Consider the following 13,302-nt stretch of genomic DNA (forward strand, 5'->3'; position numbering starts at 1 on the left):
ATCTCGCATGTTTCCGGCATGTTACGTGGACCCGATTACTGTGGATGCCGTGACCGCACCCGCCGAGTACGAATACCCGGGCCAGCGGCTCGGCCTTCCCCGCGAGGGACGCGGCTCCATCGCGCGCCCGGGCCGCCGGATCGCCGCTCTGCTGATCGACGTCGCGAGTGCCGGGCTCATCGGCTTCGCCTTCTTCTCGACCCCCGATCCCGTGACCGGCGTCCCGTTCGCGAATCCGGTCGCGGCGAACGTCATCTTCTTCGCGGTGCAGATCTTGTTCATCCCGCTGATCGGGGGAAGCCCCGGCCACCGCATCATGGGCATGCGACTCGAGCGCGCATCCGGGGGGTGGGTGGGGGCGTGGCGTCCGATCGTGCGCACCGTGCTCCTCGCGCTCATCATCCCCGCGGTGGTGTGGGACGCCGACCAGCGCGGCCTGCACGACAAAGCCGTCGGCACCCTGCTCGTCCGCACCTGACGATATGACGAAGGCCCCCGCACCGGCGGGGGCCTTCGTCGTTCGCGGGGTCAGCGCGGACGCGGTGAGCGCATCTTGGTCGGGTCGACGCCCTTCGGAATCGGCAACGACGACAGACCCTGCGAGACCGACGACACGCGCTTGATGACGGCGGCCATGGTGGCACGGTCCACCTTCTTGGGCAGCGCCTTGATAGACGAGGCGAGCTTGGCGATCGGCACCTCGTCGTCGCCGTGCCCGACGTAGAGCACGGTGACGGGCACGCCCGAGGCGACGCGCTGCACCCGGCCGCGCTCCTCGCCCACGAGACGCGTCAGGCGGCTGCGGTTGCCCTCGCCGATGAGGACGACGCCGCCGCGCCCGATAGCGCGGTAGAGAGCCTCTTGCGTGCGCGGGTTCACCGCGACGGGCGTCTCCGACGCCTGCCAGTTGCGGCCGAGCGACGACGACAGCACGTGGCCGGTGGCACCCGGCATCCCGTCGATCTTCTTGTACATCGCGGTGGTCGACAGGCGCGTCATGGTGATCATCGCGGCCAGGATGCCAGCCAGCAGACCCGTGACACCCCAGAGGATGATGCTCCACACCGCCAGCGGCGGGATGAGGAAGCCGATGAGCACGCCGAGGGCGATGCCCACGAGCACGATGCCCGCCAGCAGGAACGGCAGCCACCGGTACTCCTTCTGGGTGAAGGTGTAGAGCGTTTTGAGCTGCGAGAAGAAGCCCGGACGCTTCTCGGGCGTGGAAGTGCGAGCGGCCATGGCTCGATTCTATCTTCGCCGCCGCCCCCTCCTCCCCAGCGGCCCGATCATGCCCGCCATCCCCGATCGGACCTCGGCGCGCCGCGGCCGCTGGCTCTCATCGACACCATCGGGGGATGAGCAGTTCCACGGCATCCGTTCTCGTCGAACCGTTCGAGGCCTATCTTGATCGACGTTCGCGCAGTGACCTCCCCTTCGCTCCGGGCGAGATCGTGACCGTGGCTGTCGCACTTCTGCGCGGGTGCCGTCAGGCGACCGCGGCGTTCTCGGGTGTGCGGTGGTGGCTCCGGTCGGACGGATGTCCGATCGTGCGGGAGGAGGCGGAGGGCCCGGATGCCGTCGCGGCCACCGCCGACACCCTCGAGCGGGTCACGGCGATCGCGTCCGACGAACCCACTCGGGAGATCCTGAAGCGAGCGCGGGAGAGCGTGCTCACGTCGCCGCCGCGGGACTGGGAATCACTCGAACGGCAGCTCTTCCGGTACGCCGAGCCCATGCCGCTCGTTCTGGGCCCTCTCACGCCGGCCGACCGTGAGCCGCGGCCGGCGCGCGCGCCTGACAACGCGGCGTCGGCGCCGCGCGTGCTCGCGCTCGTCGATGCGGACCTGGCGGATGCCGTTCGGGAAGTGCTGCGAGACGTCCGTGAACGCTGGCGCAGCTCGCGGGCCGTCCGGCTCGGTATGACCGGCGCGGTCGGCGCGCTCGTCGTCGTCGCGGCGGTGCTGCTGTGGCCGCAGTCGAAAGACGCGAGGGCGTCCGATCCCGGCGTTCTCCCCGCGGGAGTGAGCCGCATCACAACCCCGACCGGGGAGCCGGCGACGGCGTCGGCGCCGACGGCAGCGTACTCCACCTCGGCGGAAAGGGAGGCTGAGGCCTCGCCCACACCATCGCGAACCTCCGACCCTCTGCCGTCCGAAGACCCCGTCGAAGCCGCCCGGGCCCTCTTCACCGCTGTCGACCGATGCGCCGGCGACGCCGCCTGCGTGACCTCCTTCACAGAGGTCTCCGCCGGTATGCGGGAACCGCTCCCTCCCGGCGCGGCGGACGCCGCCATCGAGCTGATCGACGACTTCGGCGGGGTGTTCGTCGTGCGCCTCACGGTCGAGTCGACAGTGCACTACGTCACGGTCGTGCGGCAGGAAGACCGATGGCTGGTCCGCGCCGTCGGAACGAGCGCGGACCAGCCATCATGAGCCGGTGTTCAGCGGTGTCAGTAGCCGAGGTCGCCCTCGAACTGCGCCGCCTCGAGGCGGGCCTTGACCGCGCCGAGGAAGCGGGCGGCGTCGGCACCGTCGATCGTGCGGTGGTCGTACGACAGCGCGAGGTACACGTACGAGCGCACGGAGATCGCGTCCTTGCCGTCGACCGAGACGACGCCCGGCTTCTTCACCACGGCGCCGAGACCGAGGATGGCCGACTGCGGCAGGAAGACGATCGGGGTGTCGAACAGCGCGCCACGCGAACCGGTGTTGGTCAGCGTGAAGGTGCCGCCCGCGAGCTCGTCGGGCTTCAGCTTGTTGTCGCGCGTGCGCGCGGCCAGGTCGGCGATCTCGCGAGCGAGCTGCGCGATGTTCTTGTCGCCCGCCTCCTTGATCACGGGGGTGAGCAGACCGCGCTCGGTGTCGACCGCGATCGCGATGTTCTCCTGGGCGGGGTAGACGATCTCGTCGCCCTCGACCGTGGAGTTGATGATCGGGTACGTCTTGAGCGCCTCGATGGCGGCGATCGCGAAGAACGGCAGGAACGACAGCTTGTCGCCGGTCTTCTGCTGGAACTCGCCCTTCACGCGGTCGCGGAGCGCCGCGACCTTCGTCACGTCGACCTCGACCACGGTGGTCAACTGCGCGGTGGCCTGCATCGACGCCACGGCGCGCTCGGCGATGACCTTGCGCAGACGCGACATCTTCTGCGTCGTTCCGCGCAGCGGCGAGACCTCGACCGGGGCCGGCGCGGCGGCCGGGGCCGCGGCTGCGGGCGCCGACGACGCGGCGGGCGCGGCCTTGGCAGCCTCCGCCGCCTTCAAGACGTCTTCCTTCCGGATACGACCGCCGACACCGCTGCCCGTGACCGAGGCGAGGTCGACGCCCTGCTGCTGCGCCAGGCGACGCACCAGAGGGGTCACGTAGGTGATGTCGTCGTTCGACGACGACGCGGCGGGCTTCTCCTCCGCGGCGGGAGCGGCGGGCTTCTCTTCGGCGGCGGGAGCAGCGGGCTTCTCCTCGGCGGCGGGAGCAGCGGGCTTCTCCTCCACGGCGGGAGCAGCGGGCTTCTCCTCCGCGGCCGGGGCGGGCGCCTCGGGCTGCGCGGCGGGGGCCGCACCGCTGCCGATGCGCGCGAGCGCGGCGCCGACGTTGACCGTCTCGTCTTCCTGAACGAGGATCTCCTGCAGCGTGCCGGCAACCGGCGAAGGGATCTCGGTGTCGACCTTGTCGGTCGAGATCTCGAGAAGCGGCTCATCGACGGCGACGTCGTCGCCGACGGCCTTGAGCCAGCGGGTCACGGTGCCCTCGGTCACGCTCTCGCCCAGTTCGGGGAGCTTGACTTCGGTCGAGTCGCCACCGGCGGCGGGGGCGGACTGCTCGGCGGGAGCGGCCTGTTCAGCGGGCGCGGCCTCGGCGGGCGCGGCCTCCTGAGCCGGCTCGGACTCCTGCTCGGCCGGAGCCGCCTGCGGAGCGTCGTCCGACGACGCGGCACCCGAGCCGTCGCCGATCTTGGCGAGGACGGCACCGACCTCAACCGTCTCGTCTTCCTGGACGAGGATCTCCTCGATGACTCCCGAGATGGGGGAGGGGATCTCGGTGTCGACCTTGTCGGTCGAGATCTCCAACAGGCCCTCGTCCTCCTGGACGGTGTCACCGACCTGCTTGAGCCAGCGGGTGACCGTTCCCTCGGTGACGCTCTCGCCGAGAGCGGGGAGGACGACGGAAGTGCTCATGGATATGTCTCCTTCGTACCGGATGCGGTATCTAGCTTAGTGACCGGTTGGCGGTCAGAGTGCGTGCAGGGGCTTGCCGGCGAGGGCCAGGAAGGCCTCGCCGAGCGCCTCGCTCTGGGTGGGGTGCGCATGGACGAACGGCGCGACGTCTTCGGGGTGCGCCTCCCAGCCCACGGCGAGCTGCGCCTCGGAGATCAACTCTCCGACGCGATCGCCCACGAGATGCGCGCCCACGACGGGGCCGTCGATGCGGCGGACGATCTTGACGATGCCCGACGTGCCGATGATCTCGCTGCGGCCGTTGCCGGCCAGGTTGTATTCGTATGCCTTGACGGCCTCGGATCCATAACGATCCTGCGCCTGCGCTTCGGTGAGCCCCACGGAGGCCACTTCCGGGTGCGAGTAGGCGACGCGCGGGACGTCGACGTCGGGCACGAGCACGGGCGACAGACCCGCGATCTCTTCGGCGACGAAGATGCCCTGCTGGAATCCGCGGTGGGCGAGCTGCAGACCGGGGACGATGTCGCCCACGGCCCAGACGTGCGCGGCGGCGGTGCGCAGTCGCTCGTCGGTCTGCACGAAGCCGCGGTCGAGCACGACCCCCGCCTCCTCGTATCCGAGGCCCGCGGTCGCAGGCCCGCGGCCGACGGCGACGAGGACGTAGTCGGCCGACAGCTCGGACCCGTCGTCGAGCGTGACCGTCGCGGCATCCGCCGTCTGCGTCAGCGAGGCGAATCGTCGGCCCAGCTGGAACGCGATGCCGCGCTTGCGGAAGGCCCGCTCCAGAGCCTTGCTGGACGAGGCGTCTTCGGCGGGGAGCAGATGCGGCAGGGCCTCGACGATCGTGACGTCGACGCCGAACGATCGCCACACGCTCGCGAACTCGACGCCGATGACGCCGCCGCCGAGCACGATGACACGCTCCGGGATGACGTCGAGATCGAGGGCCTGCTCGCTGGTGAGCACGCGACCACCAATCTCCAGGCCCGGCAGGCTCCGGCTGTAGGAGCCGGTGGCGAGGATGACGTCGGCGCCGCGGTACAGGTCGTCTCCGACGCGCACGGCGGGCCCGGTCTCGAGCGCGCCCTCACCCGAGACGACACGGATGCCGCGGGCGGAGATCAGCCCCTCGAGGCCTTTGTACTTCTTCGCGACGATGCCCTCGCGGTAGGCGCGCACGCGCGCCGGGTCGATGCCCCCGAGGGTCACGTTCACGCCGATGTCAGCGGCCGAGCGGGCGGCGTCGGCGACCTCGCCGGCGTGCAGCAGGGCCTTGGTGGGGATGCACCCGCGATGCAGGCACGTGCCGCCGAGCTTGTCCTTCTCGACGAGGACGACGTCCTTCCCGAGCTCGGCGAGACGCAGAGCGGCCGCGTAGCCGCCGCTTCCGCCGCCCAGGACGACGACGTCGGCCGTGTACTCGGTCATCGCGCGGCCTCCGCGGCGAGCAACTCGACGAGTGAGCGCACCGTCGCGCCGGTCACGCCCTTGTCGGTGTACCCGAACGGCGCGGACTTGTTCATGCCGACGCCGGCGATGTCGAGGTGCACCCACGGGATGCGGGCGGCGTCGGCGTCTTCCGAGACGCGCCCGACGAAGTGCCGCAGGAAGAGTCCGGCGAACAGCGAACCACCGGCCGGGTCGCCGATCTTCGCGTTCTGCAGATCGGCGATGGGGGAGTCGAGGTCGTCGACCATGTGGTCGGGCAGCGGGAGCTGCCACGCGAGCTCGGCCGCACGGCCCGCCGCGGCCAGGTACGCCGCGACCGCGGCGTCGTCCCCCATGACGCCGGTGTGGCGGTTGCCCAGGGCGACGGTGATGGCGCCGGTGAGCGTGGCGACGTCGACGATGAGGTCGGGCTTCTCACGGCTCGCGGCGGCCAGGCCGTCGGCGAGTACGAGGCGCCCCTCGGCGTCGGTGTTGAGCACCTCGACCGTGGTGCCGTCGAGCGTACGCAGCACGTCGCCCGGGCGGGTGGCCCGACCCGACGGCATGTTGTCGGCGATGCAGAGCCAGGCGCTGAGCCGCACCGGAAGCTGCATCTCGGCCGCGGCCTTCAACACCGCGAGCACCGTCGCCGCGCCGCACATGTCGTACTTCATACCGACCATGGATGCGGCTGGTTTGAGCGAGAGGCCACCGGTGTCGAACGTGATGCCCTTGCCGACGAGCGCAACGTGACGCACGGCATCGGCGGGGGAGTAGTCGAGTCGAACGAGACGGGGCGGGCGGTCCGAGCCCTGTCCCACACCCAGGATGCCGCCGTAGCCGCCGTCGCGCAGGGCGGCCTCGTCGAGCACCTCGACGTCGACGGGCAGCCCCTCCACCGCCTTCACGGCGGCGTCGGCGAAGTCGGCGGGTCCGAGCCACTCGGCCGGGGTGGTCACGAGGTCTTTCACCAGCGCCACGGCGCCGGCGATGGCCGCCACGGCCGCGGTGTCGGCCTCCGACGGCTCAGCGGAGGCGGCCACGCTTACACGGGCGGCGCGCGCCTTGGGCGACTTCTTCTTGTAGTCGGCGAAGCGGTAGCCGCCGAGGGCCGCGCCCTCGGCGATCGGACGCCACGGGGCGTCGACGAGCGACTCGACCGCCACGTGCGCGAAACCGGTCAGCTGACGGAGGCCCACGCCCGCGGCATCCCGCAGGGCGGCTTCGCCCGGGTCGGTGCCCGCACCCGCGACGGCGAGCGGCGTCTGCACGCCCGGAACATGCACGCGCTGGAACGAACCAGTCGCTCCGGTGAAGCCGACGGCCGTCAGCGCGGCGCCGAGGCCGTCCCATCCATCGGGGTCGGGCGCCCCCTCCGAGAGGGTCGGGACGATCAGCAGGATCGCATCGGCGTCGGACTCGCGTACGGGGGCGTCGGTGTACGCCACAGAGGGGAAGGGCATGGCATCCATCCTAGGTTCGGGTGTGTTCGCTAGCAGCGGGACGCACCGCGACCGACGATCCGGCAGCGCTCGTAGAGTGGAGGTATGCCCGCATCCGCCCCGCTGTACGACCGTGCCCCCGCGGCGCCGCCCGTGCCGTCGGGCCTGCCCCTGGTGATCTCGCTCACCGGGTTCACCGACGCCGGCGGCGCGGTGACGCGCCTGGTCGAGTACTTCCGCAACGATCTCGCCCCGAACCCGCTCGTGGTGTTCGACAACGACGTCCTGCTCGACTATCGGGCTCGGCGACCGCTCATCACCTTCGTCGAAGACCACCTCACCGACTACCGTCCCGCGCGCCTCGAGCTCTCGCTGGCGCACGACTCGCTGGGTGCGCCATTCCTCCTGCTCGCCGGTTACGAGCCCGACTTCCTCTGGGAGGCGTTCGCCGAGGCGGTGCTCGAACTCGCGGCCGGACTCCAGGTCTCGTCGATCACGTGGGTGCACGCCATCCCCATGCCGGTGCCGCACACCCGCCCCATCGGCACGACCGTCAGCGGCACGCGCGCCGACCTCGCCGAGGCGCACTCGGTGTGGCGTCCGCACACCCAGGTGCCCTCGACGGCGGGCCACCTGCTCGAATACCGCTTCGCCGAGGCCGGCGCGAAGGTCGCGGGTTTCGCCCTGCTCGTGCCCCATTACCTCGGCGACACCGAGTACCCGGCGGCCGCCCTCGCGGCGCTCGACAGTCTCACCGTCGCCACCGGTCTGGTCTTCTCGGGCGAGGTCCTGCGCGAGGAGAACCGCGAGTTCCTCGCGAAGGTCACCGAGCAGGTCGAGGCGAGCGACGACCTCACGCGCATGCTCGAAAACCTCGAGGAGCGCTACGACGCCTACATGGCCGGCTCCACCCAGGCGACGCCGATCATCCACACCGGCGACCTGCCCAGCGCCGACGAGCTCGCCGCCGAGCTGGAGCGCTTCCTCGCCTCGCGCCCCGGCGACGACGACCGCCGCGGCAAACTCGGCTGAGCGATCCTGCGCCCATCGGCGGCCACCGGAAGAACGTCGGATGCCGGGGCCACGGCATCCGGGGAATGCGCGGCGGTCCCGCGACGTTGTCTACGCATAGATCCCCGGTCCGCGTCAAGTCCCGGTCCGAGGATGTGAGACAATGAAGAACCTGACCCGTTGTCAACCGGTCCAGGAGCCCCCGCTCCTCGGATCGGGACTTGACAAGGGTCTTACTAGTGTCCGAGAACGACCGGCGGCCGTGCAACGTACGTTCCCGGTGAAAGGCGAAACGTGGCAGGCACGACAACCAAGACCCGCTCCCGGAGTGCGAAGGACACCGAGCTCGAGAACTCCGAGGAGACCGTAGCGGCGTCGACGACGACGGCCGCGAAGAAGGCTCCCGCCAAGAAGGCCCCGGCCAAGGCCAAGGCGACGCCCGCCAAGGCGAAGACCAAAGCCAAGGACGACGACCTCGAAGACGAAGAGGACGTCGACGACGAGGGCGACGTCGAGATCGAGGTCGACGACAGCGACGACTCCGACGATTCCGACGACGCCAAGGGCGACGCGAAGAAGTCCGATGACGACGACGACGAGGCCCCCGCCAAGCCGGCCGAGGCGCTGCCCCAGGGCGCGATCGTCATCTCGTCGAGCGACGACGAGGACGTCCCCGTCTACTCGGCGCAGATCACCGGCGCGACCGCCGACCCGGTCAAGGACTACCTGAAGCAGATCGGTAAAGTCCCGCTGCTGAACGCGGCCGAAGAGGTCGAGCTCGCCATGCGCATCGAAGCGGGCCTGTTCGCCGAAGAGAAGCTGTCGAACATGTCGGCGGCCGAGAAGACGAGCCAGCTCGGTCTCGACCTGCAGTGGGTCGCCCGCGACGGGCAGCGGGCCAAGAGCCACCTGCTCGGCGCCAACCTGCGCCTGGTCGTCTCGCTCGCCAAGCGTTACACCGGTCGCGGCATGCAGTTCCTCGACCTCATCCAGGAGGGCAACCTGGGTCTGATCCGTGCGGTCGAGAAGTTCGATTACACCAAGGGCTTCAAGTTCTCGACCTACGCCACCTGGTGGATCCGCCAGGCGATCACGCGCGCCATGGCCGACCAGGCCCGCACCATCCGCATCCCCGTGCACATGGTCGAGGTCATCAACAAGCTCGCGCGCGTGCAGCGCCAGATGCTGCAGGACCTCGGTCGCGAACCCACGCCCGAAGAGCTGAGCCGCGAACTCGACATGACCCCCGAGAAGGTCATCGAGGTGCAGAAGTACGGCCGCGAGCCCATCTCTCTGCACACCCCCCTGGGTGAAGACGGCGACAGCGAGTTCGGCGACCTCATCGAAGACACCGAGGCCGTCGTCCCCGCCGACGCGGTCGGCTTCACCATGCTGCAGCGTCAGCTGGAGTCGCTCCTCGACTCGCTCAGCGAGCGCGAGGCGGGCGTCATCCGCATGCGGTTCGGCCTCGGCGACGGTCAGCCCAAGACCCTCGACCAGATCGGCGACACGTTCGGCGTCACGCGCGAGCGCATCCGTCAGATCGAGTCGAAGACCATGGCGAAGCTGCGTCACCCCAGCCGCTCGCAGTCGCTCCGGGACTACCTCGAATGAGCGGCGAGGCCAACGCCGGCAAGGCGCTCACCCGTACCGTCGAGGGCACCTCGTACGCTCGCATCCCGATCCGCACGCGGGTCGTCATGCCGGGCGACGATCTCGACGCATTCATCCTCGAGTACGCGAAGGATGCCGTGCAGCCGGGCGACCTGCTGTTCGTCACCGAGAAGATCGTGGCGATCACGCAGGGCCGTTCGTACAAACTCGACGCGATCAAGCCGCGCAAGCTCGCGCTGTTCCTGTCGAAGTACGTCACCCGCACGCCGTACGGCATCGGTCTCGGCATGCCCGAGACGATGGAGATGGCGCTGCGCGAGTGCGGCACGCCCCGCATCCTGGTCGCCGCGGCAGTCTCGGCGGTGACCAAGGCGCTGGGCCGCAAGGGCGACTTCTACCGCATCGCCGGCGACAAGGCCCGCGCGATCGACGGCCCCACCAGCGGCACGATCCCGCCGTACAACCAGGCCGTCGTGCTCGGCCCGGAGCGTCCCCGCGAAGTCGCCGCGCGCCTCAAGAAGCTGCTCGGCGGCGACCTGCAGGTGGCCGTTGTCGACATCAACGATCTCGGCGGCAACATCCTCGGCTCGACGATGGACAAGGCCGGCGAGAAGCGCCTCGTCGCCATCCTGAAAGACAACCCGCTCGGCCAGGGCCACGAGTCGACGCCGCTCGGCATCGTCCGCCACGGCTGACACCATCACGCTCGAGGCCCGCCCCCTTCGCGGGGGCGGCCCTCGAGCATTTCCGGATGCCGGAGCTCAGGCCCCGGCCGCCACGAGCCCGCGCCGCGTCGGCGCGCGGTAGGTCGCGCGCATCGGACTCGCGACCTTCGGTGTCGAACCTGCTGAGCACCGCGCGACACTCCGTGCTCGGGTCCACGCAGGATCCTCGACCGGGTTGGCGGCCAGAGCGCCGGCACAGCAGCCGACAGGGCGTCGAGGTGGGACGTCAGCGACGAGGCGGGTCGTCGCGACCGGGCTTGGCCGGGCCCTCGCCGCCACGACGCAGGTACCGCTCGAACTCCTGCGCGATGGCGTCGCCCGACGCCTCGGGGGAGTCCCAGGTGTCTCGCGTCTGCTCGAGCTGACGGATGTAGTCGCTCATCTCCTCGTCGTCGGCCGCAGCGGCGTCGATAGACGCCTCCCACTGCCGCGACTCCGCCTCGAGGTCGCCGCGCGGCACGGTGATGCCGGTGATCGATTCGAGCCGTTCCAGCAACGCGAGAGTCGCCTTCGGTGACGGCGTGTGACCGGCGACGTAGTGCGGCACGCTCGCCCACAGACTCGCGGTGGGGATGCCCACCTGTTCGGACGCGTGACCGATGGCGCTCAGGATGCCGACGGGTCCCTCGTAAAGGCTCCGCTCGAGCCCGAGCGACTGACGGACGGCCTCGTTGTCGCTGCCGGCGAAGACGGAGATGGGGCGGGTGTGCGGCACGTCCGACATCATCGACCCGAGGGCGACGAACCCCGTGACGTCTTCGCGGAGCGCGACGTCGATGAACTCGGCCGCGAACGCCTGCCAGGCCCGGGCGGGCTCCACTCCCACGAGCAACCAGATCTCGGCGTCGTCGGAACGGGCGACCGGGCGCAGCAGCGTGGCTTCGGGCCAGGTGAGGGTGCGCCGACCCTCGGCATCCAGTCCGATCTGGGGCCGCGTGTACTGGTAGTCGAAGTAGAGCTCGGGGTCGACCGTGTGGACGACCTCGTACTCCACGTCGGCGCGCAGCAACGACGCTGCCGCCGACGCGGCCTCTCCGGCGTCGTTCCAGCCGTCGAAAGCGGCGACGATGATCCGGCGACCCAGTGCGTCCACGCAACCTCCTCTGCCCCGTCGGGGCTGGCTTCCAGAATAGGCGCACGCGCGAGCCGGGGGCCGGACGGCGACGCCGCCCGCCCTCGATACGATGGAACGATGACTTCTCCGGCCCCCGCCGCGGTCCTGTGGGACATGGACGGCACGCTCGTCGACACCGAGCCCTACTGGATGGCCGCCGAGACCCCGTTGGTCGAACGCTTCGGCGGCACGTGGACGCACGAACAGGCCCTCGGCATGGTGGGGCTCGCCCTCGAGGACTCCGCGCGACTGCTGCAGAACGCGGGCGTCCCGTGGGGTGTCGACGACATCATCGCCTACCTGACCGACGAGGTGCTGCGCCAGCTCGCCACCACCGGTGTGCCGTTCCGGCCCGGAGCGCGTGAGCTGCTGGCCGACCTGAAGGCCAACGGGGTCAAGACGGCGCTGGTGACGATGTCGATGCGGCGCATGGCGCTCTCGGTCGTCGACCTGATCGATTTCGCGGCCTTCGACGTCGTCGTCGCCGGCGACGACGTCGAGCGCCCGAAGCCCCATCCCGACCCGTACCTGCAGGCCGCGACCCTTCTCGGCGTCGACATCCGCGACACCGTCGCCGTCGAAGACAGCCCCAACGGCCTGCGCTCGGCCCTCGCCAGCGGCGCGGTGTCGCTCGGGGTGCCGCTGATGGTGTCGCTCGACGGCGTCGGCGCGCACGCCCTCTGGCCGAGCCTCGCCGGCCGCACGACCGCCGACCTGCGCGACCTGCACGCCGCGCACGTGCTGACCCGCCCCACCGAAACGCGAGTGAACCGATGAGCGAGACCCCCCACCTGAGCGGCCCTTTCCGGGTCGGCGACCGGGTGCAGCTGACCGGCCCCAAGGGCCGCATGCACACCATCACCCTGCGCGATCAGGGAGAACTGCACACCCACAACGGCGTGCTCAAGCACGAGCTCCTCGTCGGCCAGCCCGACGGCAGCGTCGTCACCAACAGCTCCGGTCACGAGTACCTGGCCGTGCGCCCCCTGCTGCGCGATTTCGTCATGTCGATGCCCCGCGGCGCCGCCATCGTCTATCCGAAGGACGCGGCCCAGATCCTCGCGCAGGCCGACATCTTCCCCGGTGCGACGGTCGTCGAAGCGGGCGTCGGCTCGGGCGCGCTGTCGCTGTGGCTCCTGCGCGCCATCGGCCCCGCCGGTCGTCTGCTGTCGTTCGAGCGCCGCGAGGAATTCGCCGACGTCGCCCGCGCGAACGTCGAGACCTTCCACGGCGAGCTGCCCGCCACATGGCAGGTGATCGTGGGCGATCTCGTCGAGAGCCTCCCGAATGCCGTCGCCGCGGCATCCGTCGACCGCATCGTGCTCGACATGCTCGCGCCCTGGGAGTGCATCGACGCCGCCGCCGACGCACTGACCCCCGGCGGCGTGGTGCTCTGCTACATCGCCACCGCGACCCAGCTCAGCCGCGTGGCCGAGTACATCCGCGCCACCGGCCTGTTCACCGAACCGGATGCCAGCGAGACGATGGTGCGCGGATGGCACGTCGAGGGCCTCGCGGTGCGCCCCGACCACCGCATGGTCGCGCACACCGGCTTCCTCATCACCGCGCGCCGCCTGGCGCCCGGAGCCGTCCCGCCCGAGGTCAAGCGCCGCGCGTCGAAGTCCAGCTACGGAGACCACGACGTGGAGCTGTGGACGCCGGGGGCCGTCGGCGATCGCGAGATCACCGACAAGAACCTCCGCAAGCGCGTGCGCGAGGCGCAGAAGTCCGCCGACGGGGTGCGGCAGTCCGTCGCGGGTGCCGCGTCGGGGGAGCCGGGTCCGACCGCCTAAA

General features: G+C 70.5%; 12 protein-coding genes. 7 read left to right on the forward strand and 5 right to left on the reverse strand.

Annotated elements, in window-relative coordinates; translation table 11 throughout:
• Positions 1-49: 49 nt before the first annotated feature.
• A complete protein-coding gene (locus AS029_RS05685) occupies positions 50-478 on the forward strand; it encodes an RDD family protein (RefSeq protein ID WP_058231594.1) in 429 nt (142 codons plus the stop codon).
• Between the two features lie 50 nt (positions 479-528).
• Here AS029_RS05685 and AS029_RS05690 read toward each other — a convergent pair whose 3' ends face one another.
• Positions 529-1,239: a DUF4191 domain-containing protein gene (locus AS029_RS05690; RefSeq protein WP_058231595.1), complete on the reverse strand. Its 711-nt coding sequence runs from the start codon at positions 1,237-1,239 to the stop codon at positions 529-531.
• Between the two features lie 116 nt (positions 1,240-1,355).
• Here AS029_RS05690 and AS029_RS05695 point away from each other — a divergent pair, with 116 nt between their 5' ends.
• A complete protein-coding gene (locus AS029_RS05695) occupies positions 1,356-2,432 on the forward strand; it encodes a hypothetical protein (RefSeq protein ID WP_058231596.1) in 1,077 nt (358 codons plus the stop codon).
• 17 nt (positions 2,433-2,449) lie between these two features.
• On the opposite strand, the gene sucB is transcribed toward AS029_RS05695, so the two are convergent.
• From sucB to AS029_RS05710, 3 genes are read right to left on the reverse strand one after another with little or no spacing between them, the layout of a single operon-like run.
• The gene (sucB, locus tag AS029_RS05700; protein ID WP_058231597.1) at positions 2,450-4,174 is read right to left on the reverse strand and encodes a 2-oxoglutarate dehydrogenase, E2 component, dihydrolipoamide succinyltransferase; all 1,725 of its coding nucleotides are present in this window, start codon (positions 4,172-4,174) and stop codon (positions 2,450-2,452) included.
• A gap of 54 nt (positions 4,175-4,228) precedes the next feature.
• Positions 4,229-5,602: a dihydrolipoyl dehydrogenase gene (lpdA, locus tag AS029_RS05705; protein ID WP_058231598.1), complete on the reverse strand. Its 1,374-nt coding sequence runs from the start codon at positions 5,600-5,602 to the stop codon at positions 4,229-4,231.
• Entirely contained in the window at positions 5,599-7,065 is a 1,467-nt protein-coding gene (locus AS029_RS05710; protein WP_058231599.1) for a leucyl aminopeptidase, read from the reverse strand. Before AS029_RS05710 ends, lpdA begins: the two co-directional genes overlap by 4 nt.
• A gap of 84 nt (positions 7,066-7,149) precedes the next feature.
• On the opposite strand from AS029_RS05710, the gene AS029_RS05715 reads away from it, so the two are divergent.
• The 3 genes from AS029_RS05715 to AS029_RS05725 all read left to right on the forward strand — a co-directional run bounded on the left by AS029_RS05715 (position 7,150) and on the right by AS029_RS05725 (position 10,364).
• Positions 7,150-8,076, forward strand: coding sequence for a proteasome assembly chaperone family protein (locus tag AS029_RS05715; protein WP_058231600.1), 927 nt, complete (start codon positions 7,150-7,152; stop codon positions 8,074-8,076).
• A gap of 273 nt (positions 8,077-8,349) precedes the next feature.
• On the forward strand, positions 8,350-9,669 hold the full coding sequence (locus tag AS029_RS05720; protein WP_058231601.1) for an RNA polymerase sigma factor: 1,320 nt from the start codon (positions 8,350-8,352) through the stop codon (positions 9,667-9,669).
• Positions 9,666-10,364, forward strand: coding sequence for a coenzyme F420-0:L-glutamate ligase (locus AS029_RS05725; RefSeq protein ID WP_058231602.1), 699 nt, complete (start codon positions 9,666-9,668; stop codon positions 10,362-10,364). The genes AS029_RS05720 and AS029_RS05725 overlap by 4 nt, the downstream gene beginning before the upstream one ends.
• Before the next feature lie 256 nt (positions 10,365-10,620).
• Here AS029_RS05725 and AS029_RS05730 read toward each other — a convergent pair whose 3' ends face one another.
• A complete protein-coding gene (locus tag AS029_RS05730; RefSeq protein ID WP_058231603.1) occupies positions 10,621-11,487 on the reverse strand; it encodes a PAC2 family protein in 867 nt (288 codons plus the stop codon).
• Between the two features lie 99 nt (positions 11,488-11,586).
• Between AS029_RS05730 and AS029_RS05735 the strand changes: the two genes are divergently transcribed.
• Together AS029_RS05735 and AS029_RS05740 are read left to right on the forward strand one after the other, a co-directional pair.
• A complete protein-coding gene (locus AS029_RS05735) occupies positions 11,587-12,285 on the forward strand; it encodes an HAD family hydrolase (RefSeq protein ID WP_058231604.1) in 699 nt (232 codons plus the stop codon).
• Complete coding sequence (locus tag AS029_RS05740) at positions 12,282-13,301, forward strand: tRNA (adenine-N1)-methyltransferase (RefSeq protein WP_058231605.1); 1,020 nt, start codon at positions 12,282-12,284, stop codon at positions 13,299-13,301. The genes AS029_RS05735 and AS029_RS05740 overlap by 4 nt, the downstream gene beginning before the upstream one ends.
• The last annotated feature ends 1 nt before the right edge of the window (position 13,302 follow it).

The organism is Microbacterium enclense (assembly GCF_001456955.1).
Lineage (GTDB): Bacteria > Actinomycetota > Actinomycetes > Actinomycetales > Microbacteriaceae > Microbacterium > Microbacterium enclense.

Bases quoted from the DNA above. Each gene is read 5' to 3' on its own strand.
- AS029_RS05690 (WP_058231595.1), bottom strand. From the start codon at position 1,239: ATGGCCGCTCGCACTTCCACGCCCGAGAAGCGTCCGGGCTTCTTCTCG.
- AS029_RS05695 (WP_058231596.1), top strand. From the start codon at position 1,356: ATGAGCAGTTCCACGGCATCCGTTCTCGTCGAACCGTTCGAGGCCTAT.
- sucB (WP_058231597.1), bottom strand. From the start codon at position 4,174: ATGAGCACTTCCGTCGTCCTCCCCGCTCTCGGCGAGAGCGTCACCGAG.
- lpdA (WP_058231598.1), bottom strand. From the start codon at position 5,602: ATGACCGAGTACACGGCCGACGTCGTCGTCCTGGGCGGCGGAAGCGGC.
- AS029_RS05710 (WP_058231599.1), bottom strand. From the start codon at position 7,065: ATGCCCTTCCCCTCTGTGGCGTACACCGACGCCCCCGTACGCGAGTCC.
- AS029_RS05715 (WP_058231600.1), top strand. From the start codon at position 7,150: ATGCCCGCATCCGCCCCGCTGTACGACCGTGCCCCCGCGGCGCCGCCC.
- AS029_RS05725 (WP_058231602.1), top strand. From the start codon at position 9,666: ATGAGCGGCGAGGCCAACGCCGGCAAGGCGCTCACCCGTACCGTCGAG.
- AS029_RS05735 (WP_058231604.1), top strand. From the start codon at position 11,587: ATGACTTCTCCGGCCCCCGCCGCGGTCCTGTGGGACATGGACGGCACG.
- AS029_RS05740 (WP_058231605.1), top strand. From the start codon at position 12,282: ATGAGCGAGACCCCCCACCTGAGCGGCCCTTTCCGGGTCGGCGACCGG.